Annotated in this window: 25 protein-coding genes; 7 read left to right on the top strand and 18 right to left on the bottom strand. The window is 65.7% G+C overall.

Annotated elements, in window-relative coordinates; genetic code table 11:
* Positions 1–217: 217 nt before the first annotated feature.
* Positions 218–1,015 (top strand): RDD family protein, encoded by a 798-nt coding sequence (locus MRY80_RS08195; RefSeq protein ID WP_293289886.1) that lies wholly within the window; start codon positions 218–220, stop codon positions 1,013–1,015.
* An 8-nt stretch (positions 1,016–1,023) separates the two neighbouring features.
* On the opposite strand, the gene MRY80_RS08190 is transcribed toward MRY80_RS08195, so the two are convergent.
* The 4 genes from MRY80_RS08190 to rplS form a co-directional block, all read right to left on the bottom strand.
* The gene (locus MRY80_RS08190; RefSeq protein ID WP_293289884.1) at positions 1,024–1,836 is read right to left on the bottom strand and encodes an amino acid ABC transporter permease; all 813 of its coding nucleotides are present in this window, start codon (positions 1,834–1,836) and stop codon (positions 1,024–1,026) included.
* Positions 1,837–1,864: 28 nt separating this feature from the next.
* Entirely contained in the window at positions 1,865–2,662 is a 798-nt protein-coding gene (locus MRY80_RS08185) for a transporter substrate-binding domain-containing protein (RefSeq protein ID WP_293289882.1), read from the bottom strand.
* A gap of 110 nt (positions 2,663–2,772) precedes the next feature.
* Entirely contained in the window at positions 2,773–4,161 is a 1,389-nt protein-coding gene (locus MRY80_RS08180; protein ID WP_293290464.1) for an RtcB family protein, read from the bottom strand.
* Between the two features lie 137 nt (positions 4,162–4,298).
* The gene (gene rplS, locus MRY80_RS08175) at positions 4,299–4,826 is read right to left on the bottom strand and encodes a 50S ribosomal protein L19 (protein WP_293289880.1); all 528 of its coding nucleotides are present in this window, start codon (positions 4,824–4,826) and stop codon (positions 4,299–4,301) included.
* Positions 4,827–5,172: 346 nt separating this feature from the next.
* Between rplS and MRY80_RS08170 the strand changes: the two genes are divergently transcribed.
* A complete protein-coding gene (locus MRY80_RS08170) occupies positions 5,173–5,916 on the top strand; it encodes a sulfite exporter TauE/SafE family protein (RefSeq protein ID WP_293289878.1) in 744 nt (247 codons plus the stop codon).
* Between the two features lie 12 nt (positions 5,917–5,928).
* Here the strand turns inward: MRY80_RS08170 and trmD are convergent, their stop codons facing one another.
* Together trmD and rimM are read right to left on the bottom strand one after the other, a co-directional pair.
* The gene (gene trmD / locus MRY80_RS08165; protein WP_293289877.1) at positions 5,929–6,612 is read right to left on the bottom strand and encodes a tRNA (guanosine(37)-N1)-methyltransferase TrmD; all 684 of its coding nucleotides are present in this window, start codon (positions 6,610–6,612) and stop codon (positions 5,929–5,931) included.
* On the bottom strand, positions 6,609–7,184 hold the full coding sequence (gene rimM / locus MRY80_RS08160) for a ribosome maturation factor RimM (protein ID WP_293289875.1): 576 nt from the start codon (positions 7,182–7,184) through the stop codon (positions 6,609–6,611). Before rimM ends, trmD begins: the two co-directional genes overlap by 4 nt.
* A 172-nt stretch (positions 7,185–7,356) precedes the next feature.
* Here rimM and MRY80_RS08155 point away from each other — a divergent pair, with 172 nt between their 5' ends.
* The 5 genes from MRY80_RS08155 to MRY80_RS08135 all read left to right on the top strand — a co-directional run bounded on the left by MRY80_RS08155 (position 7,357) and on the right by MRY80_RS08135 (position 10,461).
* On the top strand, positions 7,357–7,626 hold the full coding sequence (locus MRY80_RS08155) for a hypothetical protein (protein WP_293289874.1): 270 nt from the start codon (positions 7,357–7,359) through the stop codon (positions 7,624–7,626).
* Between the two features lie 104 nt (positions 7,627–7,730).
* Positions 7,731–8,678, top strand: coding sequence for a tyrosine recombinase XerC (locus MRY80_RS08150; RefSeq protein ID WP_293289872.1), 948 nt, complete (start codon positions 7,731–7,733; stop codon positions 8,676–8,678).
* Between the two features lie 60 nt (positions 8,679–8,738).
* The gene (locus MRY80_RS08145; protein ID WP_293289870.1) at positions 8,739–9,821 is read left to right on the top strand and encodes a TraB/GumN family protein; all 1,083 of its coding nucleotides are present in this window, start codon (positions 8,739–8,741) and stop codon (positions 9,819–9,821) included.
* A 110-nt stretch (positions 9,822–9,931) separates the two neighbouring features.
* A complete protein-coding gene (locus MRY80_RS08140; RefSeq protein WP_293289868.1) occupies positions 9,932–10,129 on the top strand; it encodes a hypothetical protein in 198 nt (65 codons plus the stop codon).
* Positions 10,130–10,260: 131 nt separating this feature from the next.
* Complete coding sequence (locus tag MRY80_RS08135; protein WP_293289866.1) at positions 10,261–10,461, top strand: hypothetical protein; 201 nt, start codon at positions 10,261–10,263, stop codon at positions 10,459–10,461.
* Positions 10,462–10,486: 25 nt separating this feature from the next.
* Here the strand turns inward: MRY80_RS08135 and MRY80_RS08130 are convergent, their stop codons facing one another.
* The 12 genes from MRY80_RS08130 to MRY80_RS08075 form a co-directional block, all read right to left on the bottom strand.
* Complete coding sequence (locus MRY80_RS08130; RefSeq protein ID WP_293289864.1) at positions 10,487–11,287, bottom strand: MipA/OmpV family protein; 801 nt, start codon at positions 11,285–11,287, stop codon at positions 10,487–10,489.
* 135 nt (positions 11,288–11,422) lie between these two features.
* The gene (gene lpdA, locus MRY80_RS08125) at positions 11,423–12,832 is read right to left on the bottom strand and encodes a dihydrolipoyl dehydrogenase (protein WP_293289862.1); all 1,410 of its coding nucleotides are present in this window, start codon (positions 12,830–12,832) and stop codon (positions 11,423–11,425) included.
* A 20-nt stretch (positions 12,833–12,852) separates the two neighbouring features.
* Positions 12,853–13,608 (bottom strand): SDR family oxidoreductase, encoded by a 756-nt coding sequence (locus tag MRY80_RS08120; RefSeq protein WP_293289860.1) that lies wholly within the window; start codon positions 13,606–13,608, stop codon positions 12,853–12,855.
* A 45-nt stretch (positions 13,609–13,653) separates the two neighbouring features.
* Positions 13,654–14,874, bottom strand: coding sequence for a 2-oxoglutarate dehydrogenase complex dihydrolipoyllysine-residue succinyltransferase (gene odhB / locus MRY80_RS08115; RefSeq protein ID WP_293289858.1), 1,221 nt, complete (start codon positions 14,872–14,874; stop codon positions 13,654–13,656).
* A gap of 40 nt (positions 14,875–14,914) precedes the next feature.
* On the bottom strand, positions 14,915–17,902 hold the full coding sequence (locus tag MRY80_RS08110) for a 2-oxoglutarate dehydrogenase E1 component (RefSeq protein WP_293289856.1): 2,988 nt from the start codon (positions 17,900–17,902) through the stop codon (positions 14,915–14,917).
* Positions 17,903–18,047: 145 nt separating this feature from the next.
* Positions 18,048–18,968, bottom strand: a complete 921-nt coding sequence (gene sucD, locus MRY80_RS08105) for a succinate--CoA ligase subunit alpha (protein ID WP_293289854.1) — start codon at positions 18,966–18,968, stop codon at positions 18,048–18,050.
* Between the two features lie 49 nt (positions 18,969–19,017).
* Complete coding sequence (locus tag MRY80_RS08100) at positions 19,018–19,374, bottom strand: hypothetical protein (RefSeq protein WP_293289852.1); 357 nt, start codon at positions 19,372–19,374, stop codon at positions 19,018–19,020.
* Entirely contained in the window at positions 19,375–20,571 is a 1,197-nt protein-coding gene (sucC, locus tag MRY80_RS08095; RefSeq protein ID WP_293289850.1) for an ADP-forming succinate--CoA ligase subunit beta, read from the bottom strand.
* 36 nt (positions 20,572–20,607) lie between these two features.
* The gene (gene mdh, locus MRY80_RS08090; RefSeq protein ID WP_293289848.1) at positions 20,608–21,570 is read right to left on the bottom strand and encodes a malate dehydrogenase; all 963 of its coding nucleotides are present in this window, start codon (positions 21,568–21,570) and stop codon (positions 20,608–20,610) included.
* 192 nt (positions 21,571–21,762) lie between these two features.
* The gene (locus MRY80_RS08085) at positions 21,763–22,179 is read right to left on the bottom strand and encodes a VOC family protein (protein WP_293289846.1); all 417 of its coding nucleotides are present in this window, start codon (positions 22,177–22,179) and stop codon (positions 21,763–21,765) included.
* Positions 22,176–23,318, bottom strand: a complete 1,143-nt coding sequence (gene zapE / locus MRY80_RS08080) for a cell division protein ZapE (protein WP_293289844.1) — start codon at positions 23,316–23,318, stop codon at positions 22,176–22,178. The genes MRY80_RS08085 and zapE overlap by 4 nt, the downstream gene beginning before the upstream one ends.
* Positions 23,319–23,345: 27 nt before the next feature.
* The gene (locus MRY80_RS08075; RefSeq protein ID WP_293289842.1) at positions 23,346–23,912 is read right to left on the bottom strand and encodes an AprI/Inh family metalloprotease inhibitor; all 567 of its coding nucleotides are present in this window, start codon (positions 23,910–23,912) and stop codon (positions 23,346–23,348) included.
* Between the last annotated feature and the right edge of the window lie 182 nt (positions 23,913–24,094).

Here is a 24,094-nt window from a genome sequence, read left to right as displayed (position 1 = left end):
TTGCGGTCCTGCAGCGTGAAGCTCTTGAAGCCCGGATGTCCGAACAGCTTTTCCATGGCCGCGCTATTATCAAGTTTCCGGTGCGACGGCAATCTGGGAAGCTCGGCGCGACGGTGCAATGCGCACATCCTGCAACCCAGCATTGAATTTCAGGCCCCGGCCGTATACCCACAAGCATATCGGCACGGTCGATAGCGGCAGAGGACGATCAGGCAGGATGCAGCAACGGCTTTTTCGAGTGCGCGCGCTCGCCTACATTGTCGATCTGCTGCTCTACTACTTCGTCGCGGCCGCCATCTTCGTGTTTCTGGCAAAGCTCCTGCCCGTCCAGGTCCTCGTTCCGTCGATCATGAATGCTCAGGCCTGCTACGACCTGGTGGTCGATCGGGACGACCCGGTGATCGTGGCGCTGCAATCGCCTTCGGACGCGATCCTGTTCAAGAAACAATGCACGATACGGCAGATGTTCATCAACCGGGTCGATCTGCGGATCGTGGGATATGCCAAGGCCGTGGAACGCGTTCAGGTGATGGTGAGCTATCCCGTCGACGAGGACGGCAAAGCCGTGCCGTTCATCGACACCGCCAGTCCGGGTGCGTTGCTGCTGCCCTTCGTGGCCGCGTTCTTCGTTGCAAGACGAGGCGCAACGCCCGGCAAATCCCTGTTCTATCTTCGCATTCAGACGCGCGAGAGAAAAAACCCGTCCTACCGCCGGGCCCTCTTGCGAGAACTCGTCCGTTTCGCTCCGTGGGTCATGTCCGCCGTGATCGCGCTCCCGACGATGTGGACGGCCCTTATGGCCGACCCGATCAAGATGGCCGAAGCGCTGGGATCGTCCGGCATTTTGACCGGCTTCAATCCGCTTCCGGGCCTGGCGTTGGTGCTGATCGTCTCATTTGCCGCGCTCTGGTTCCTGTTCGGATCCTTCATCCGCTGGAACGGCCAGGCCTATTGGGACCGGGTCGCCGGCCTCTACGTCTATGACGTCGGGGACGAATCGATCCCGTCGCGATGACGGGCCGGTCAGCCGCGCGCGTCGGTCCGGCGCATGCGGGTCTCCAGCCGCCGGAGCGCGATCGACAGGCCGACCGTCAGGATCAGGTAGACATAGGCGACGATGGAATAGGTCTCGAAGAAGCGGAACGACCCGGCCGCATAGACCTTGCCCATCTGGGTGATGTCGGCGACGCCGAGCACCGAGACGAGCGAGGAATCCTTGACCATCGCGACGAAATCATTGCCGAGGGGCGGCAGGATGGTGCGGATCGCCTGCGGGAAGACGACCAGCCGGAACCGCTGCCAGCGCGTCAGGCCGAGCGATTCGGCCGCCTCGATCTGGCCCTCGTCGACGGCGAGGATGCCGGCGCGGAAGACCTCCGCGATGAAGGCCGAATAGCCGATCATCAGCGCGAGAATGGCCCGCCACAGAAGCGAGATGTCGCGCACCAGCACCTTGTCCATCAGGTCCGCGGCCTGCAGCGGCTGGGTCAGGAGATTGACCAGCCACACCAGGCTCGGCGCGCCGACGAAGGCGATGTAGAACAGCAGGACCAGGATCGGCACGCCGCGGATGATCTCGACATAGAAGCGCGCGACCTGGCGCAGGACGAGCGAGCCCGACAGCCCCATCAGCGCGACCGCCAGGCCGAGCGCCGTGGCAAGCGCGAAACCCGTCAGCGTCACGAAGATCGTGATCCGCACGCCCTTGGCCACGGTCGAAAAGACCTGCGCGTAAGGGTCGTTGCCCGCGATCAGGAGCGCCAGCGCAAGCCCGATCGCGCCCAGCGCCACCAGCCACCAGGGAAAGTCCTTCTCGCCCTGCCGTTCAGGTCGCACCGGCCGGCGTTCCCTCGCCCGTCAAGTCCTACTGGCCGAGCTTGTAGTCGAGAAACCACTTGGTGTTGAGCGCGTCGAGCGTCCCGTCCGCCTTCATCGCCGCGATCGCGGCGTTGACCGGCGCGACGAGGTCGGAGCCCTTCGGGAAGATGAATCCGAAATCCTCCGAGCCGAGCGGGTCGCCGATCAGCTTCAGCGCGCCGCCCGAGGCTTCCACATAGCCCTTGCCGGCGGTGCCGTCGGTGAGCACGAGATCGACGTCGCCGATCCTGAGCGCCTGCACGGACGCCCCGAAGGTCTCGAACAGCTTGATGCGCGGATTGGCCTCGTCGCCGTCGAGCACGTCGTAGACGGCCACGTAGAAGGGCGTCGTGCCGGCCTGTGCGCCGACCAGCCCGTCCTCAAAGGCGGAGAAGGAGCCGGCATCCGTGAAGCGGTCCTCGTCGGCGCGCACCAGCATGTACATTTCGGAGCGCATGTAGGGATCGGAGAAATCGACCTTCTCGCCGCGCTCCTCGGTGATGGTGATGCCGGTCATGCCCATGTCGTACTGGCCGTCGGACACGGCCTGGATCATCGCGTCCCAGGAGGTGTTGCGATACTCGACCGTCATGTTCAGCCGTTCGGCCATGTCGGCGACGGCGTCATATTCCCAGCCGATCGCGTCGCCGGATTTCGGGTCGACGAACTGCAGCGGCGGATAGGCGTTTTCGGTGACGACGACCACCGAGCGGCCGCCGAGATCGGGCAGGTCCTGCGCCGAGGCGGCGACGGGTGCGATGACGAGGGCGGCGCAGGCGCCGAGCACGAAGCGACGGGAAATCATGTGTGGCCTCCGGGGGTTCGATCTTGCGGGATCAGGTGCTGGGGAGACTAGCCGCTGGCGAGCGCGGCGCAAGCGCAAACGGGAAAGGCGGGCACCCGGCCCGCCTTTCCTCACTGCTTCGCCTGCCTGCTCCTGGCGTCCCGCTTCTTGCGCCACGGCGCGTCGTGCTCCCAGTCGCCGGCCATGATCGATCCGTGCGGGATCACCTCGTCGACGACCTTCGCCAGGCCGAACCGGCCGATCTGCTCGCGCACGGCCCTGGCGTTCTTGTAGGCCGACGGCAGTTCCGACACGTCGATCCGCCCGCAGAAGAACCGCGCGTCGATGCCCGCCGTTTCGTCGGTGAAGACGTCGGCATGCGGCCGGTCGCCGAGCTGGCGCTTGTGCGCCGTGCGCGACATGTTGCGCCCGGCGCCATGCGGCGAGAAGCCGAGGCCGTGCCCGGCGTCGGCGCCGCGCACGATCAGGAGCGGTTCCGCCATGTTGAGCGGAATGATCGTCAGATCGGTCGCGTCGCCCGCCCAGCCGTCGAAGGCCGGCGTCGCCCCCTTGGCGTGGTAGAACAGGCCGTCCGACTTGCGGAAGACGAAGTTGTGCTCGTTCCAGTACCGGTCCTGAACGCCGGCACCAGTCCGCTCCGCCACCAGGTCGTGGATCGCGAAATGGTTGGCCTTCGTCCAGGCGCGCACCAGCTGCAGGGCGGTCCAGTAGGCCTCGCCCTCCTGCGTGTCCGCGGGGATCCACGCATTCTGCTTCAGCGTTTCCGGCGCAAGCCGCAAGCGATGGCGCTCCGCAATGCGCATGCCCGTCGAATACAGCCGCGCCCCGAGCCCGCGCGAGCCGTGATGGGTCACGAGGATCGTGTCGCCGGTCGAGGCCAGCGTGCCGACATAGGCGAAGTGGTTGCCGTCGCCCTGGGTGGCGAAATGGCGCGCCGCCAGAACCGCATGCGGCTTCAGCAGCGGATCCTCTTCGAGGGCCGAGCCGAGGCTTTCCGGCATGGCCACCGGCGCCGCGCGATCGGCCGGCCCGAAATGGGTGGCCTCATGCGTGGCGTCGAGCAACGCCTTCGGGTCGAGAGACCCGAAATTGGTGTAGGCCATCGAGCAGCAGATGTCGGCCGAATGCATGCCCGGATGGATTGCCTCGGAGACGGCGATGCCGCCCACGGGGATCGTGCCCGACGGGCCCGCCGGGCAGGCGTCCGGCATCACCGCGCCGGCCTTGACCACCGGCGTCCGCAACAGGGCGCGCATCGACTGGCGCACGGCTTCGAGATTGTCGGCCTCGGCGTCGTTTTCGGCGTCGATGTTCATATGCAGCGGCTTGCTGTCCACCGGGTGGAGCGCGCGCACCGGCGGCGGTGCGAGCGCGGCAACGGCCGCGAAGGCCGCGTCCCGGTCGGTGCCCTCGGCCAGCATCGCATTGGCGGTGTCCAGCGCCTCGGCGAACCACTTGCCCGGCTGAAATCCGGCCTCGATCAGATCCTTGCCCGTCAACATATTGCTCTCCTTTAGGTTCGGGCCTCGGTCAATGCCGCGCCGAAACGAAAAGGGCGCGGTTCTGACGAACCGCGCCCTTGAAAGCGATGTGTCTCAACGGGCGGCTCGAAGCCGCCCGGTCGGGCCGGACGGCCTTATGCGTCTTCTGCGCCTGCTTCGGCTTGAGCGGCCTTGGCTGCTGCTTCCTCTGCTGCCTTCTCGGCGGCCAGAGCCTCGGCGGCTGCGATCTTCTCGGCCTCGATGCGGGCCTTTTCCTCGGCGATCTTGCGGCGCTCATCGTCGTTCAGCTTGCGCGAACGGGCGTTGGTGTTCTCGGTGATACGGGCCTTTTTGCCCGTCAGGCCGCGCATGTAATAGAGCTTGGCGCGGCGCACCTTGCCTCGGCGAACGACTTCGACGGCCTCGACCAGCGGCGAATAGACGGGGAACACGCGCTCCACGCCTTCGCCGTAGGAAATCTTGCGAACGGTGAAGTTCTCGTTGAAGCCGGCGCCGGCGCGGGCGATGCAAACGCCTTCATAGGCCTGCAGACGGGTGCGCTTGCCTTCCGTGACGCGCACTTGGACGCGGACGGTGTCGCCGGGCGAAAATTCCGGCAGGGTGCGCTTTTCGATGATCTTGGCGGCCTGTTCGGCCTCGAGCTGGCGGATGATGTCCGTCATGATTTACTTCCTCTTGTTCTTTTGAACCGCCAGAGCGCTCGACAAGGGCTGAAAGTCAATTGACCGTCATGCCTGGCCCGAAGGCCGGAGCGTATTCACGAGATCGTATTTGCTGTTGAGTCAGGACTTGGCGCCCGATTTCCGCGGGTGCTTACAGGAGAAAGGTGGTTTTGTCACGCCCTTTTGGTGCTCGGCAAAGTATCGGCCGAATCCGGTCATCTCTCACCAGTCACCGGATTGCCCCGCGCTCGGCCGCCCAACACGCGGTTTGTCTCCACGCAGCTTGCGCACCGGCCGCCCGGTCGGCTAGGCGGAGACGGGCATTGCGCCCCGAGAAGCGAAACCCATGACCATAATCGATGCGATGCTCCTGTTTTCGGCCGGGTTTCTGGCCAGCGCCGTCAACGCGATCGCCGGCGGCGGCACCTTCCTGACCTTCGGGGCGCTGACGCTTGCAGGCGTGCCTCCGATCGTGGCCAACGCCACCTCCTCGGTGACCCAGTTCCCGGGCTACGTGACCTCGGCGCTCGCCTATCGTGAGGAAATCCGGAAGGATCTGCGCGAGGCGCTGCTGATCGGCGGGCTCTCCGTGATCGGCAGCCTGGTCGGCGCGCTGGTGCTGCTCGCCCTGTCGAACCCGACGTTCCGCCAGATCGTGCCGTGGCTGCTGATCGCCGCGACGGCGCTGTTCGCCGCCGGCCCGTGGCTGAAGCCGAAGCGGCTCGCCCCCGACCATCCGATGGGCCCGATCGGCCTCGCCGCCCAGTTCGCCACCTCTATCTATGGCGGCTTCTTCGGCGCAGGGATGGGCATCATGATGCTGGCGGTGCTCGGCATCTCCAAGGGCGGTGACTATCACCGGCTCAACGCGCTGAAGAATTTCGTCGCCGTGCTGATCGCCGCGGTGGCGATCATCGTCTTTTCCGGCGGTGGCGTGGTCGCCTGGCTTCCCGCCGCGCTCATGATCCCCGGCGGCGCACTTGGCGGCTATGCCGGCGTCTGGATGGCGAAACGGGTCCCGCAATCCGTCATCCGCGCCCTGGTGATCATCGTCGGCCTGACGCTGAGCTGGTATTACTTCACGAAATGACGGGCGGGACGGTCAGCCGTCCAGCAGGTCGGGTCGGCGGTCCCGTGTCAGCTTCTCCGCTTCCTCGCGCCGCCATTGATCGATCTTCGCGTGATTGCCGGAGGTCAGAACCTCGGGGATCGTCCGGCCCTCCCATTCGGCGGGACGGGTGTAATGCGGGTGTTCGAGGAGATTGCCTTCGAAGCTCTCCGTCTCGCCGGATTGCGCATTGCCCATGACGCCGGGCAACAGGCGGATGACGGCGTCGAGCAGCACCTGCGCAGCGACCTCGCCGCCGGACAGCACGTAATCGCCGATGGAGACCTCCTCCAGATCGCGGCCCTCGATCACCCGCTGGTCGACGCCCTCGAAGCGCCCGCAGACGATGACGGCGCCCGGACCGGCCGCGAGATCGCGCACGCGCGCCTGAGTCAAAGGCGCGCCGCGCGGGCTCATCAAGAGGCGCGGACGCGGATCGTCCGTGCCGGCATTGGCGTCGAGCGCCGCGGCGAGCACGTCGGCGCGCATCACCATGCCGGCCCCGCCGCCGGCCGGCGTGTCATCCACGCTCCTGTGCCGGTCGGTGGCGTAATCGCGGATCTGTACGGCGTCGAGCGACCAGTCGCCACGCGCCAGGGCCTTGCCGGCCAGCGCCTGGCCGAGCGTGCCCGGAAACATCTCCGGGTAGAGCGTCAGCACGGTTGCGCGAAAGCTCATGCCTCGCCGTCCTCGGCCGTGTCGGCCTCCTCGCCGCGCGCCTCGATCTCGTGCGGGCGGATCAGGGTCAGCCGGCCCCCTTCGAAATCGATGTCGGGCACGGTCTCCAGCGAGAATTCCACCAGGAAGGCGCGCTTGCGCGCCAGCCCGCCACCCGGCGTGACCGGGGCGACCTCCAGCAGGTCACCGGCGCCGAAATTGTGCACGGCGATCACCTGCCCGGTCTTGGCGCCGGTTTCGTCATGCGCGTCCAGACCGACCAGGTCGGCGACGAAGAACTCGTCCTCCTCCAGCTCCTCGTCGGGCAACTGGTCGCGCGAGATGAACAGTTCCACGCCGTTGAGCGCCTCGGCCTGCGACCGGTCGCGCACCTGTTCGAAGGTGACGACCACCACGGTCTTCTGCGGCCGGATCTCGATGACGTCGAAGGCGCGGCCCTCGCTGTCGAAAAGCGTACCGTAATCGCCCAGCGCCATCGGATCGGCCGTGTAGGGCTTCACGCGCAATTCGCCGCGCACGCCATGCGGCGCGCCGATCACGCCCATCAGCACCGGATTGTCGGGTTTTGTCATGCAGCTCTCGCCATTCGTCGATGTGCGGCGTTGAAAGCACCCTTTGCCCTTCCGGGCAAGTGCCGAACCTGCCGCAACGGAAGGACTCCTGTGAGGGTTTGCACATCGCGCCAGGACGGAAGCGACTATCTCCATGAGCAGGGACACACCACCCAAACAAAGGAAAAAAACGATGATGAAGAAAATCTCGACGGCACTCTTTCTTGCAACCCTCGTCGCCTCGCCGGCTCTGGCTGGCGGCAAGCTCTCGGTCCAGACCGAGCGTCCGACCATCGGCGGCTACACGACGAACAAGCCGGGCACCCAGGCGATCACCCAGCATTGCTCCGGCGTCACGGCCTGCAACGCCCTGATCGCGATCTGCGCCGGCAATGGCGGCACCTGGTCTGAATCCTCGCACAACACGCAGGGCCAGCCGACCAAGGGCGCCTGCGTCAGCTGATCTCCCGCGACAGAAAACGGAAAGGCCTCGCTCAAAGCGGGGCTTTTCTCGTTTTGAAGCCCGGCGCAATCAGCCGGTAACCATTGCCCGCCATGATGGTATCCATGCCCCAGGACCATGCCCTTTTCGTCAACGCGAAGCCCGACCTCGCCGCCGTCCGCACGGCCTGGCTGGAACATCTTTCCAGCGAACGCCGCCTGTCGCCGAAGACGGTGGAGGCCTATGAGCGCGACACGCGCCAGTTCCTCGCCTTCCTGACCGACCATCTCGGCGGACCGCCCGGCCTGAAGGACGTCGCCGACCTGAAATCGCTCGATTTCCGCGCATTCCTGACCCGCAGGCGCTCCGCCGGCGCCGGCGCCCGCACCCTCGGCCGCGGCCTCGCCGGCATCCGCTCCTTCATGCGCCACCTCGAACGCCAGGGCCTTGCGAATGCGGCGGCGGCAACCGCGCTGCGCACGCCGCGACAGCCGAAATCGCTGCCCAAGCCGCTGACGGCCGCCGATGCGCGCAAGGTCATCGACGCCGCCGAACAGCCGAACGAGGAACCGTGGATCGCGGCGCGCAACGCCGCCGTTCTGACGCTGCTCTATGGCGGCGGGCTGCGCATTGGCGAGGCGCTCGCCCTGACCGGCGAGGCGCTGAGCGACCGCAGCGAAAAGGCCTTTACGGTGACCGGCAAGGGCAACAAGGCGCGGATGGTGCCGCTGCTGCCCGTCATCTTCGATGCCGTCGATCTCTATCGTCGCCTGTGCCCGCACGACCTCGCGCCTGACCAGCCGCTGTTTCGCGGCGCGCGCGGCGGGGCGCTGCAGGCGGGCGTCCTGCAGCGCGACATGCGCAATCTGCGCGGCGCGCTCGGCCTGCCCGACACGGCGACGCCGCATGCGCTTCGCCACTCCTTCGCCACCCATCTCCTAGGCAATGGCGGCGACCTGCGCACGATCCAGGAACTGCTTGGCCATGCCAGCCTGTCGACCACGCAGGTCTATACCGGCGTCGATGCGGCGCGGCTGCTCGACGTCTACCGCCAGGCCCATCCGCGCGCCTGATGCGCGCATTTTGCCGGCCGTTTTAACGGAATCGTCGGGCTTTTGGGCCAGACTGGCGCCATGAACGCCTTTGTGACCCGCCTCGACCGGCTGTCCGGTCCGCTTCTCGCCGCGCTTGGCCTCGCCAATGCGTTGTTCATGCTGAGTTTCCTGGCCGTGCTGCTGGTCGCGATGCAGTCCCTGCCGGCCGCCGCGGCGGACGATTGCCGGGGAGAGAACCTGCTGACCGCGATGCAGACCGAGGATCCGGACACCTATCGGCAGGTGATGGACGAGGCGGCCGCGACGATCAATGGCGACACGCGCCTGTTTCGCATCGACAGGCAGGGCCTCGAACCGTCCTACCTGTTCGGCACCATGCATCTGACCGACGAGCGCCTCATCGACCTGCCGCCCCGCGCCCGCGACGGCTTCGACGCGTCGGGGACGGTGGCCATCGAATCCACCGAAATCCTTGACCCGGCCAAGGCGCAGCTCGCGATCTTCGCCAAGCCCGAACTGACCATGTTCACCGGCAAGGAAGACCTGTCGGATTACCTGACCGAGGAGCAGCGCCGGATCCTGGTGGACGGTCTCGCCGCCCGCGGCATCCAGCTCGCCCTGGTGGAACGGATGAAGCCCTGGCTCATCCTCGGCATGGTCGCGCTGCCGCCTTGCGAGATGGACCGCAAGCAGGCGGGCAAGCCTTTCCTAGACGTGAAGATCGCCCAGGACGCCCAGCGCGACGGCAAGGAACTGGTCGGGCTGGAAACCATCATGGAACAGTTCGACGCCATGGCCTCGCTGCCCATCGAATTTCACGTGCGCGCCCTCGTTGAAACCGTCTCCTATGGCGATCGCATCGACGACATGATCGAGACCATGATCGAGCTCTATGTCTCCGGCCAGACCGCCAAGGTGTGGCCCATGCTGCGCGCGGTGACGCCGCAGCCGCAGGACGGAAGCGACGCCGCCGCCGACTATGCCGAGTTCGAGGAAGCCCTCGTCCACATCCGCAACGAGACCATGGTGGAGCGTGCCTTGCCTCTTCTGGAAAAAGGCGGCGCCTTCATCGCCGTGGGCGCCCTCCACCTGCCGGGAGAGCGTGGCCTGGCCGCGCTGATCGACAAGGCCGGCTACACCGTGACGCCGCTCTACGAGTGAGACGCCGGACGACCTCCTGAATTTGTGATCGCCCGCAATATTGGTGATTCGCGACACTCGGGTTACGCTGCGTGAATCCGGTCCTTGCCGGATGAGCAAAGGAGCAGCGCATGTCTTACAAAGCACTGGGCCTTGGCCTTGCGACCGCTTTCTTCGTTTCGGGCTCCGCTCTTGCATGCCCGATGCATGACACGGTCGCGAAAAACGAGACGCCGGTCGACTATTCCAGATTGAAGACCATGGAAGTGGCGCAAATGCCGGTCGATGCCTGGCTGATCAAATACCTCGACGCCTGGCAGAAAGCCTGAACGTCGCATTGCCTCCAGCACCCGAAGACCCGGCGTCGCCACAAGCGCGCCGGGTTTTCTTTGCGAAAAGGCAATGGAACCATCCCCTTACATGAGTCGTTGTCCGCCTGAATGTAAAACAGGAGATGATCATGACGACTCAGGACCGTGAAACGAAGATCGTTTATACGAACGGAACCGGCGCCGGCTGGTTCATCGCCCTCGTGCTGCTGATCGTGCTGGCCGTCGGCGGACTGTATCTTTACAATTCCGGTGCGCTGAGCGGCGGCAACGACGTCGAGGTGACGATCGACGTGCCCGACGAGATCGTTCCGAGCGCGCCGTCCGAATGACGGCGCCTTCGAGGTCGGCCTCCGATCAGAAGTCGACCTTGAATTCGCGAACGACACCCAGCCGGAATGAAAACTGGTCGCGCGATCCGATGCCGGTGACAGGAGAATCGGCCGCATCGCCGACCAGCCGGCTGTATCCGGCAGACGATTCCACGGCCCAGGCGTCGAGCAGCGCATAGCGCGCCGACGCTTCCACGCCGATCGACTTGAAGCCCGCGCCGGCATCGAACTCCGACAGCCCCGAATTCTGCGCTTCCGACGCCGACACGCCGAAATAGGTGTCCATGTAGGCGCCGTCGGCGAACGAGGCGCGCGGACCGACGGACACCGACAGGCGATCCGTCGGATAGGCGACCAGATCGGCGCCGATCTCCCCGACATAGCCCTCATGGCCGCTGAAGCCGCGACGGACTTCGGCAAAGACCTTCCAATAGGGCGTCGCATAGCCGACGCCGGCACCCAGCTCGACTGCGGAATCGACATCGTCGAGCCCGGCCAGTTCCGGGTTGTCCGCGGCCTTGCGTTCGCCGCGGAAGGTGAAAGACGGATAGAAGGACAGGCCCATGCCGTCGCCGCCGCCGATCTGGAAACCGTTCGGCAGGGTCAGCCGTTTGAGGCGGAACGTCGGATAGGGGCTCAGAAGATAGTCGGACGCCCCTTCGTAGCGAGGCGCGACGACGCCGCCGCCCCCGAGCTCGAATTCGATGCCCGGAGCGCTGCCGTCGGCGGCCGCCGGACCGGCGAGGAAGGCAGCGCCGGCAAGCGGGCTGACGATGGCGAGGGAAACAAGTACCGAATGCGCCGGACGGCGATACGCGGTGAACAAATCACTGATCCTTCAGTTCCGTCAAAAGGAGGAGGCGGCCAATACGCGCCGCATCCCGTGGTTAAGACAGCGTAACCGGAAACAGTAAACGTTTAATTCCCGCAGCGCGTATCGCCTGTCTTGACCCGCCTGGCGTCACATGTGGATCGGCTTGCCGAAGGCCGTGGCGAGCGCCGCCTCGCGCACGGATTCCGACATGGTCGGATGGGCGTGGCAGGTGCGCGCGAGATCTTCGGAGGATCCGCCGAATTCCATCAGCACGGCCGCCTCGTGGATCATCTCGCCGACGCCGTGGCCCACCATGTGCACGCCGAGCACCCGGTCGGTCTTCTTGTCGGCCAGGATCTTCACGAAGCCGTCGGTCGCCAGCATGGCGCGGGCGCGACCATTGGCGGCGAAGGGGAACTTGCCGGACGTGTATTCGATGTCGGCCTTCTTAAGCTCTTCCTCGGTCTTGCCGACGGAGGCGACTTCCGGCTCGGTGTAGACCACGCCCGGAATGACGTCGTAATTCACGTGACCGTGCTGGCCGGCGATGATCTCGGCAACCGCCATGCCCTCGTCCTCGGCCTTGTGCGCCAGCATCGGGCCGATCACCACGTCGCCCAGCGCATAGATGCCGGTGACCGAGGTCTGCCAGTGCTCGTTGATCTGGACGCGGCCGCGCTCGTCGAGCACGACGCCGGCCTTCTCGAGTCCGAGGCCTTCCGTGTAGGGCTTGCGGCCCGTGGCGACGAGCACGACGTCGGCGTCGAGCGTCACCGCATCGCCGCCCTTGGCGGGCTCGAAGGTCACCTGGGCGCCCTTGCCCGCCTTGGTCACGCCGGTCACCTTGGCGCCGAGATTGAACTTCATGCCCTGCTTCTCCAGCATGCGCTGGAACTGCTTGGAGACTTCGCCGTCCATGCCGCCGAGGATCGTGTCGAGATATTCGACCACGGTGACCTCGGCGCCGAGGCGCTTCCACACCGAACCGAGTTCGAGCCCGATCACGCCGCCGCCGACCACGACCATGTGGCCGGGCACCTTGGCGAGGTCGAGCGCGCCGGTCGACGACACGATCACCTTCTCGTCGAAATCGACCTCCACGCCCGGAATGCCGGCGACGTCCGAGCCGGTGGCGATGACGATGTTCTTCGCCTCGATCTCCTGCTCCTTGCCGTCCTCGCCGGTCACCGAGACCTTGCCCTCGCCGAGGACCTTGCCGGTGCCGGTCATCCAGTCGATCTTGTTCTTCTTCATCAGGAAGGCGACGCCGTCGACGTTGGATTTCACGGTCGCGTCCTTGTGGGCGAGCATCGCCTTCAGGTCGAGCTTAGGCTTGCCGACCTTGACGCCCATCTTCGGCAGCGTGTGCTCGGCCGCGACGAAGTGTTCGGAGGCCTGCAGCAGGGCCTTCGACGGAATGCAGCCGATGTTCAGGCAGGTGCCGCCGAGCGTCGCCCGCTTCTCCACGATCGCGGTCTTCAGGCCAAGCTGCGCGCATTTCACGGCGCACACATAGCCGCCCGGTCCCGATCCGATCACTACAACGTCATAGGCCATAATCCACCTTTCCTTGAAAACTAGCGTCCGCCCGTCACATCGAGAACCGCGCCCGTGGAATAGGACGCCTCGTCCGACAGAAGATACAGGATGGCATGCGCCACTTCGAGCGCCGTGCCCTCACGTTTCATCGGGACCATGTCCCGCATTTGCGCCACCCGATCCGGCAGACCGCCGGATGCGTGGATGTCCGTGTCGATGATGCCGGGCCGCACCGCGTTGACGCGGACGCCTTCGGCGGCGACTTCGCGCGCCAGCCCGACGGTCATCGTATCGATCGCGCCCTTCGACGCGGCATAATCGACATATTGCCCGGGCGAGCCGAGCGACGCCGCGGCGGACGACAGGTTGACGATCGCGCCGCCCTTGCCGCCATGACGCGTCGACATGCGTTTCACCGCCTCGCGCGCACAGAGGAAGGACCCCGTGATGTTGATCGCGAACATTCGCGACAGCCTCTCGACGCTCATCTCATCGACCCGCGCCGGCACGTCGACCACGCCGGCATTGTTGACCAGCCCGTCGAGCCGGGCCCATCGCGCATCCACCGCGGCAAACATCGCGAGGATGTCGGCCTCGCGTGCCACGTCCGCCCGCACGGAAAACGCTTCGCCTCCGGCGGCCTCGATGGTCGCGACGGTCTGCGCCGCGGCGGCCTCGTCCTGGGCGTAGTTCACCGCGACGCGCCAGCCCCGTTCACCTGCGAGAAGCGCCACGGCCCTGCCGATGCCGCGCGACCCGCCGGTGACCAGCAGCGTCTTGGCGTCACCGGACATGATCCGCACCTGTCTTGCGGCCGGCGCGGATCATCGAAGCCTCCCTTAAAGGTCCAGGACGAGCCGTTCCGGATCCTCCAGGCTTTCCTTGACGCGCACCAGGAAGGTCACGGCTTCCTTGCCGTCGACGATCCGGTGATCGTAGGACAGCGCCAGATACATCATCGGGCGGATGACCACCTGGCCGCCGATCGCCATCGGGCGTTCCTGGATCTTGTGCATGCCGAGGATGCCCGACTGCGGCGCGTTCAGGATCGGCGAGGACATCAGCGAGCCGTAGACGCCGCCATTGGAGATCGTGAAGGTGCCGCCCTGCATGTCGGCCATGCCGAGCTTGCCGTCGCGCGCGGCCTTGCCGAGCCGGCCGATTTCCTTCTCGACCTCGGCGATCGACATCTGGTCCGCGTCGCGCACCACCGGCACGACGAGGCCCTTGTCGGTGCCGACGGCCACGCCGATGTGGCAGAAATGCTTGTAGATGACGTCGGTGCCGTCGATCTCGGCATTGACCGCCGGGACTTCCTGCAGCGCGTGCGTGACCGCCTTGGTGAAGAAGCCCATGAAGCCGAGCTTCACGCCGTGCTTCTTCTCGAACAGGTCCTTGTATTTCTTGCGCATCTCTATGACCGCCGTCATGTCCACCTCGTTGTAGGTGGTCAGCATGGCCGCCGTGTTCTGCGCGTCCTTCAGGCGCCGCGCGATGGTCTGGCGCAGCTTGGTCATGCGCACGCGTTCCTCGCGGGCCGCATCTTCGGCCGGCGACGCCGGGCGCGCGGCCTTCGGCGTCTCGGCCTGCGGCGCGGCCGAACCGGCGGCCAGCGCGTCGATCACGTCGCCCTTGAGGATCTGGCCGCGCTTGCCCGAGCCGGAAACCTCGCCTGCGGCGACGCCCTTGTCGGCCATCATCTTGGCGGCCGACGGCGCCGGCGGCATGTCGCCGGCGGGCTCTGCGGCGGCAGGAGCAGGCGCCGCCTTCGGCGCCTCGTCCTTCTTTTCCTCTTTGGCCGGCGCGGCGGCAGCAGCGCCCTCGCGCTCGGTCAGCATGCCGAGAAGCGCGTCGACCTCGACGGTCTCGCCTTCCTTGGCGATGATCTCGCCCAGCGTGCCGGCGGCGGGCGCGGGCACTTCGAGCGTCACCTTGTCGGTTTCAAGCTCCAGCAGGGTCTCGCCGTCGGCGACGGCGTCGCCGACCTTCTTGAACCACTGGCCGATCGTCGCTTCGGTGACCGATTCGCCGAGGGTGGGAACGCGGATTTCTTTTGCCATGTTCAGACTTTCCAGATCGATTGGGTGTTCGGCGCTTGCGTCAGTCCCCGAGGGCGTCCTCGAGGAAGGCGGCAAGCTGCTCCTTGTGTTTCGACATCAGACCCGTCGCGGTCGAGGCGGAAGCGGCGCGGCCGGTGTAGCGCACGCGCTGATGCTTGGCGTTGATATGCGCCAGCACCCATTCCAGATACGGATCGATGAATGACCATGCGCCCATGTTCTTCGGCTCTTCCTGGCACCAGACCATGTCGGCATTCTTGAACCGCGACAATTCGGTGATCAGCGCCTTGGCCGGGAACGGGTAGAGCTGTTCGAGGCGCAGCAGGTAGATGTCGTTGACACCCCGCGCCTCGCGCTCCTCCAACAGGTCGTAATAGACCTTGCCCGTGCACATGATGACGCGGCGAATCTTGGAATCCGTCACCAGCTTGGTCTCGGAATCCTTGTTCTCCGCATCGTCCCACAAGAGGCGGTGGAAGGCGCTCTCGCCCGACATCTCCGACAGCGTCGACACCGCGCGCTTGTGGCGCAGCAGCGATTTCGGCGTCATCAGGATCAGCGGCTTGCGGAAGTCGCGCTTCAACTGGCGGCGCAGGATGTGGAAGTAGTTGGCCGGCGTCGTGCAGTTGGCGACCTGCATGTTGTCTTCCGCGCACATCTGCAGGTAGCGCTCGAGGCGCGCCGAGGAGTGCTCGGGGCCCTGCCCCTCATAGCCGTGCGGCAGGAGGCAGACCAGACCCGACATGCGCAGCCACTTGCGTTCGCCCGACGAGATGAACTGGTCGAACAGCACCTGCGCGCCATTGGCGAAGTCGCCGAACTGCGCTTCCCAGAGCGTCAGCCCGTTCGGCTCGGCCAGCGAGTAGCCGTATTCGAAGCCCAGCACCGCCTCTTCCGAGAGCATCGAGTTGATGACCTCGTAGCGGCCCTGGCCGGCGGAGATGGCGTTGAGCGGAACGTAGCGGCTCTCGTCTTCCTGGTCGTAGAGCACCGAGTGGCGCTGCGAGAAGGTGCCGCGCTCGCAGTCCTGGCCGGACAGGCGCACGCCGTATCCTTCCTGCACGAGCGAACCGAAGGCGAGCGCCTCGGCGGTCGCCCAGTCGATGCCCTCGCCGGTCTCGATCATCTTGGCGCGGTTGTCCATGAAGCGCTTGACCGTGCGGTGGACGTTGAAGCCTTCCGGCACCGCCGTCAGCTTCTTGCCGATCTCCTTCAGGGTCTTCATCGGCACGGCGGTCTTGCCGCGCCGACGCTCGTCCTGGTTGTCGGCCTTGGACAGGCCCGACCACTTGCCGTCCAGCCAGTCGGCCTTGTTCGGCTTGAAGGAATCGCCCGCCTGGAACTCGACCTCGAGCGTCTCGCGCCAGTCCGACTTCATCTTGTCGTACTCGTCGACCGTGATCAGCCCCTCGGCGATCAGCTGGTCGGCATAGATCTGCGCGGTCGTCTTGTGCGTGCGGATCTTCTTGTACATCAGCGGCTGCGTGAACGCCGGCTCGTCGCCCTCGTTGTGGCCGAAGCGGCGGTAGCAGAACATGTCGATGACGACCGGCTTGTGGAACATCATCCGGAACTCGGTCGCCACCTTGGCGGCGTAGACCACGGCTTCCGGGTCGTCGCCATTCACGTGGAAGATCGGCGCCTCGATCATCTTGGCCACATCCGACGGATAGGGCGAAGACCGAGAGAAGCGCGGATTGGTGGTGAAGCCGATCTGGTTGTTGATGATGAAATGCACGGTGCCCGCGACGCGGTGGCCGCGCAGGGCCGACAGGCCGAGGCATTCCGGCACGACGCCCTGGCCGGCGAAGGCCGCGTCGCCATGGATCAGCAGCGCCATCACCTTGGCGCGATCCTCAAGCGGCACGACCTCGTCGCGCTGCGCGCCGCCGGCGATCTGGTCCTGCTTGGCGCGCGCCTTGCCCATCACCACCGGGTTGACGATTTCCAGGTGCGAGGGGTTGGCGGTCAGCGACAGGTGCACCTTGTTGCCGTCGAATTCGCGGTCCGAAGAGGCGCCGAGATGGTATTTCACGTCGCCGGAGCCTTCCACCTCGTCAGGGGTGAAGGAGCCGCCCTTGAACTCGTGGAAGATGGCGCGATGCGGCTTCGCCATCACCTGGCTGAGCACGTTGAGGCGGCCGCGGTGGGCCATGCCGAAGACGATGTCCCTCAGCCCCATCGCGCCGCCGCGCTTGATGATTTGTTCCAGCGCCGGGATCAGCGCCTCGCCGCCATCCAGGCCGAAGCGCTTGGTGCCCTTGTACTTGACGTCGATGAACTGCTCGAAGCCTTCCGCCTCGACCAGCTTCTGCAGGATCGCCTTCTTGCCGTTGGCGGTGAACGCCACGCCCTTGTCCGGACCCTCGATGCGCTGCTGGATCCAGGACTTCTCCTGCGGATTGGAGATGTGCATGAACTCCACGCCGATGGTGGAGCAATAGGTGCGCTTGAGGATGTCGAGCATCTCGGGGATGGTCGCGTATTCCAGCCCGAGCACGTTGTCGATGAAGATGCGACGGCCGTAATCGGCCTCCGTGAAGCCGTAGGCCTTGGGATCGAGCTCGTCGTAATCCTCTTTCACGCCGGCGATGCCGAGCGGGTCGAGATTGGCGTGCAGATGGCCGCGCATGCGGTAGGCGCGGATCATCATGATCGCGCGCACGGAATCGCGCTGCGCCTGCAGGATGTCGGCCTCGGAGGTCGGCGCGCCGGCGGCGACGGCCTTCTCCTTCAGCTTGGCGCCCACATGCGCCTCGACTTCGCCCCAGTTGCCGTCGAGCGCCGACGTCAGTTCGCCATTCGGCGTCAACGGCCAGTTGTCGCGCTCCCAGGAGGCGCCACGGGCGTTCTTGCGCACATCGTCGGGCTTGTCCTGCAACTCGCCGAAGAAGGCCTGCCATTCCACCGGCAGGGACGCAGGATCGTCCTGGTACTGTGCGTAGAGTTCCTCGATGTAATGGGCGTTGCCGCCATACAGGAACGACGTCGAGGCAAAGAGGTCGTTCAGTTCATCGGTGCGTGCCATTTGCTTCACCTTGCGCGGGCCGGTATCGCCCTGTCCTTGGATTTGATGCGCTGTGCGCGCTTTGCGTTTCCTCGGCGGTCTGCGCCGCCTTGCCCCAACGAAATCCGGGCGGCGGGGCGACCGTGCCGCCCCGCCGATCCCGTCGTCAGCCTTTCAGCACCTCGACAAGCGTCTTGCCGAGCTGCGCCGGCGACGGTGAAACGCGGATGCCCGCATCTTCCATCGCCGCGATCTTGTCTTCCGCGCCGCCCTTGCCGCCGGAGATCACCGCGCCGGCATGGCCCATGGTGCGTCCGGGAGGCGCCGTGCGACCGGCGATGAAGCCCACCATCGGCTTGGAGCGGCCTTTCTTGGCCTCGTCCTTGAGGAACTGGGCGGCGTCTTCCTCGGCCGAGCCGCCGATCTCGCCAATCATGATGATCGACTGGGTCTCGTCGTCGGCGAGGAACATCTCAAGCACGTCGATGAACTCGGTGCCCTTGACCGGGTCGCCGCCGATGCCGACGGCCGTCGTCTGGCCGAGGCCCTCATTGGTCGTCTGGAACACGGCCTCGTAGGTCAGCGTGCCGGAGCGCGACAGGATGCCGACATTGCCCTTCTTGAAGATGGAGCCCGGCATGATGCCGATCTTGCACTCCTCCGGCGTCAGCACGCCCGGGCAGTTCGGGCCGATCAGGCGCGAATTCGACTTCTCCAGCCGTGCCTTGACGGTGACCATGTCGAGCACCGGGATGCCCTCGGTGATGCAGACGATCAGCGGGATCTCGGCTTCGATCGCCTCGATGATCGCGGCGGCCGCGCCTGCCGGCGGGACGTAGATCACCGACGCGTCGGCGCCGGTCGCTTCCTTGGCTTCGCCGACGCTGGCGAAGATCGGCAGCTCGGCGCCGGCCTTTTCGCCCGCGCCGTCGCCGGCGACCCATTTCTCGCCGCCCTTCTTGGGGTGAATGCCGGCGACCATCTGGGTGCCGTGATAGGCGAGCGCCTGTTCGGTATGGAAGGTGCCGGTCTTGCCGGTCAGGCCCTGGACCAGGACCTTGGTGTCTTTGTTGACGAGAATGGACATTAGGAAAGTTCCCAGAATTCAGTCGGATGTGGATGAAGAATTGCGGTGATCATGCGACAGCCTTTCGCGCCCGAAGCCCCGAGGCGAGGCGCAGGCCGGTGAGGCCGGCGGCAAACAGGACGACGGCCAGGCCGCCCGCCAGAAGAGCCATGACAACGACCAGATAGGCGTCCTCGCAGTCATAGGAATTGCCGGCCGCCTCGCAGGCCGCGACGTCAGCGGCGGCCACGCCGTGCAGCCACCAGGACGACACCGCCGTCAGCGCCACGAGCAGCCCGGCGCCGGCCAGCAAGCGGCGCAGGAACCATGCGCCCCCCGCAGCCCGCCTGCCCGACCAGAACAGCGTCACCGCCGCCGCGGCAACAACCACGGCGGTCACGACGACGATCTGGTCGTTGGCGTTCACTCAGGCTTCCTCGACCGCTTTCACGATCTTCTGCGCGGCATCGTCGAGATCGTCGGCCGCGATGACGTTCAGGCCGCTCTCGTTGATGATCGCCTTGCCCTGCTCGACATTGGTGCCTTCCAGGCGCACGACCAGCGGCACCTTCAGCCCGACTTCCTTGACGGCCGCGACCACGCCCTCGGCGATGACGTCGCAACGCATGATGCCGCCGAAGATGTTGACGAGGATGCCTTTGACGTTCGGGTCTGCGGTGATGATCTTGAAGGCCGCGGTGACCTTCTCCTTCGAAGCGCCGCCGCCGACATCGAGGAAGTTCGCCGGCTCCTTGCCGTAGAGCTTGATGATGTCCATCGTCGCCATGGCGAGACCCGCGCCGTTGACCATGCAGCCGATGTCACCGTCGAGCGCCACATAGGCGAGATCGTATTTGGACGCCTCGATTTCCTTCTCGTCTTCTTCCGACTTGTCGCGAAGCGCCATGATGTCGTCGTGGCGGAACAGCGCGTTGCCGTCGAAGGAGACCTTGGCGTCGAGCACGCGCAGGCGGCCGTCGGTCATGACGATCAGCGGGTTGACCTCGAGCAGGCTCATGTCCTTCTCGACGAAGGCCTTGTAGAGGATCGGGAAGAGCTTCAGCCCGTCCTTGGCGGCTTCCTTGGTCAGCTTCAGCGCCTTGTTGAGCTTCTTGGCGTCGGCTTCGGTGACGCCCTCCTCCGGATCGATCGGCAGGGTGAAGATCTTGTCCGGGGTTTCCTCGGCGACCGCCTCGATGTCCATGCCGCCCTCGGTCGAGACGACGAAGGCCGGGCGGCCGACGGTGCGGTCGACCAGGATGGAGAGGTAGAGCTCGCGGTCAATGTCGGCGCCGTCCTCGATATAGAGGCGGTTGACCTGCTTGCCGGCCGGGCCGGTCTGCTTGGTCACCAGCGTGTTGCCGAGCATTTCCTTGGCGTTCTCGACGACTTCCTCGACCGACTTGGCCAGCCGCACGCCGCCCTTGGCGTCTTCGCCGAGTTCCTTGAACTTGCCCTTGCCGCGACCGCCGGCATGGATCTGGCTCTTGACCACGTAGAGCGGCCCGGGAAGCTTGCTGGCCCATTCCTCCGCCTGTTCGACGGAGTAGACGGCCACGCCGCCGGCGATCGGTGCGCCGTATTCGTGCAGCAGCCGCTTGGCCTGGTATTCATGGATGTTCATGGCAATTCCTCATGCCTTGGCCCCGAAGGGGCGCACTTATTTCAGGTTCGGGGCGATACCGCGGCAGGCTTCGCAAAGACCGGCGACCGCCTCGACCGACTTGTCGAACATCTTCTGCTCGGCGCTGCTGAAATCCAGCTCGACGATGCGCTCGACGCCGCCGGCGCCGATGATCGTCGGAACGCCGACATACATGTCGGAGACGCCGTACTGGCCGTCGAGATAGGCCGCGCAGGGCAGCACGCGCTTCTTGTCCTTCAGATAGGCTTCAGCCATCGAGATGGCCGATGCGGCCGGCGCGTAATAGGCCGAGCCGGTCTTCAGCAGGCCGACGATCTCGCCGCCGCCCTTGCGGGTGCGCTCGACGATCGCGTCGAGCTTTTCCTTCGACGTCCAGCCCATCTTGACGAGGTCCGGCAGCGGAATGCCGGCGACGGTGGAGTAGCGCACCATCGGCACCATGTCGTCGCCATGGCCGCCGAGCGTCATCGCGGAGACGTCCTCGACGGACACCTTGAACTCCTCGGCGAGGAAGTAGCGGAAGCGCGCCGAATCGAGCACGCCGGCCATGCCCACGACCTTGGTCTTCGGCAGGCCGGAGAACTGCTGCAGCGCCCACACCATGGCGTCCAGCGGGTTGGTGATGCAGATGACGAAGGCGTTCGGCGCGTATTTGGCGATGCCGGCGCCGACCTGTTCCATCACCTTCAGGTTGATGCCGAGCAGGTCGTCGCGGCTCATGCCGGGCTTGCGCGGCACGCCGGCCGTCACGATGCAGACATCGGCGTCCTTGATCGCCTCGTAGGAATTCGCGCCGGTATAGGCGGCGTCGAACCCGTCGACGGGGGAGGATTCGGCGATGTCGAGACCCTTGCCCTGCGGGATGCCTTCGGCGATGTCGAAGAGTACGACGTCGCCCAGTTCCTTCAGGCCGATCAGGTGCGCGAGCGTGCCGCCGATCATGCCGGAGCCGATGAGTGCAATCTTGTTGCGTGCCATGTTGGATTGTTTCCGTTGAATGCCGTGAATCGGATTGCGAGGCGCGGCCCATGGTCGCACGGGCCGGAATTATCGCGAAGGGACGTGACTCTTTCCGCGAAAAAAATCAACCGAAACTTTCGTCATCAATGAATTCAAACGGTTATATAACTCGGGAATTACGTAAACGTAAGAATTTGCGCCGTCCGTTTCTCACATTCCGCTAATTTGACCGCTTTCCCCGCCGCCCGGCTGGATCAGGTCCCAGCGATTGCCGAACGGATCCGCGAAGACCGCGACCACGCCATAGGCCTCCCTGCGCGGCGTCTCGAGGAACTCTACACCGGCGCTCATGAAAGCTTTGTGATCGCGGGCGAAATCGTCGGTTTCCAGAAAGAACGCCACGCGACCGCCGGCCTGAGCGCCGATCGCGGTCGCCTGCACCGCCCCGTCGGCCCGCGCCAGCAGCAGCGCCGTCCCGCCGCCCTTCGGCGCGACACGCACCCAGCGCTTGGCCTGCGAAAGCAGCGTGTCCTCGAGGAGATCAAAGCCGAGCGCGCCGCAATAGAAGCCGATGGCCGCATCGTAATCCGGCACGACCAGCGTCACGGTCGCGATGCGGGCGCTCACCCGGCCTCGCCCGCCTGCGCCACCCAGGCTTCCGAGCGCATCTCGATCAGCCGCGAGACCGTGCGGTCGAACTCGAACACCTCCACGCCGGTCTTCGCCTGATAGAGCTGGTCCGGCTCCGCCTCCGCGGAGACGACGAGGCGGATGCGGTTGTCGTAGAGCGTGTCGACCAGGGTGATGAACCGTTTCGCCTCGTTGCGGCGGCCTTCGCGCATGATCGGCACGCGCTCCACGAAGATGGTGTGGTAGTTGCGCGCCAGCGCCAGGAAGTCCCGCGCGCCGAGCGGCTTCTCGCACAGGTCGGGGAAAGAGAATCGGGCCGCACCCATGACGACGGCCGGCACGACGATCTCGTGGCCCTTCACCTCGATCAGTTCGCGATGCGCAGCCACGCCGCCGGTCAGCCGCGTCCAGACCTCTTCGATGGCCGCGTCGGCCGCCACGCCCAGCGGCGAGACGTAGAGTTTCGAGCGCCCCAGCCGGTCGAGGCGATAGTCGCGATCGGCGTCGAGGCTCATGACTTGCGTATGGGCGAGCAGGACGTCGATGAACGGCAGGAACAGGCCGCGATTGAGCCCATCGCGATAAAGGTCGCCCGGCGCCACGTTGGAGGTGGCCACAAGGATGACGCCGTTCTCGAACAGAGCGGTGAACAGGCGCGACAGGATCATCGCGTCCGCGATGTCGGTGACCGAGAACTCGTCGAAGCACAAGACGCGCGATTGCTTGGCGATGTCGCGCGCCACCGGCGGGATCGGATCGTCGCCCTTGACCTCGCCGTTCTTCAGTGCGGCGCGGTGGGCGGCGATGCGGTCATGCACGTCCGCCATGAAATCGTTGAAATGGGCGCGGCGCTTGCGCTTGGCCGGGCAGGCCGCGAAGAAGAAGTCCATCAGCATGGTCTTGCCACGCCCGACATGGCCGTGGACATAGAGACCCTTGACGGTTTCGGGCTTGGGCGCGCGCCGCGCGAACAGCCAGCCGAGCGAAGAGGATTTCGCGGCAAGCCGCAGCGAGCCGATCTGCTCGTTCAGCGCGTCGAAACGGCTGGCGAGCGCTTCCTGCGCGGAATCGGGATCGAGCTTGCCCTCGGCGACGAGCGCGTCGTAACGCGCCCGCACCAGGTCTATCCGCTGCATCTGGTCAGGCATCGGCGCCCGAAACGCTTAGCGCGACAGCGAGATTGCGGCCCCGGTGGTCGTCTGCCCGTTGAACGAGCCGCTGCCCGTCGGGAACAGTGTCGCCACCTTGTTGCCGTTGGAATCGCTCAGGACGACCTGCTGGCCCTGCACGTCCCAGGCGGACACGTTGGCCGCGTCACCCGGGCAGCCGCGCGAGGCGGCGCGGAAACCGCCGGTCCACTTGGTCAACGCCATGAACATCTGGCACGACGAACCGGCCGTCGTGACCTTCCATGCGCCGACCAGAGATTCACGCGTGACCGGGCCGTTTGTCGCGACGTTCTGGATGCTGGAGCCGGCCGCGTTCGGATCGCCCGGCACGCCCGTCTCGGCACCCGGCGCGGTCGGATAGGCGCCCTGCGCATTCGGGTCTGCGCCAGGCTGAGTCGGCGGCGGCAACTGGCCGGCGGTCACCGTTCCTGCGGGCGCGGCCTGAATCGGCGCCGGCTGTTGATAGGGTGGATAGCCGCCAAATCGGGCCGTCGAACACCCGCTGACGGCAATCGCCGCCACAAACAGACAGACACCCGCGGCATGCGCAGACTTCAGCATTATCTTCTCCTGTTGCCCCGGCTCGCGCCGACGGCTGATACGCCCTTCAATTCGTCAATAAAATGGCGAAATAAGGAAAACACAACATTAACGAACCCCGCGTCCCCGAATTCCGGCCCGTCTCAACCCATACCGCGATGATGTCCCGAAATGAAACAGATGGGTGGCGATTTACACCGAAA

The organism is Oricola sp. (assembly GCF_022763245.1).
Taxonomy (GTDB): domain Bacteria; phylum Pseudomonadota; class Alphaproteobacteria; order Rhizobiales; family Rhizobiaceae; genus Oricola.
This window is presented reverse-complemented; position numbering and strand designations above follow the sequence as displayed.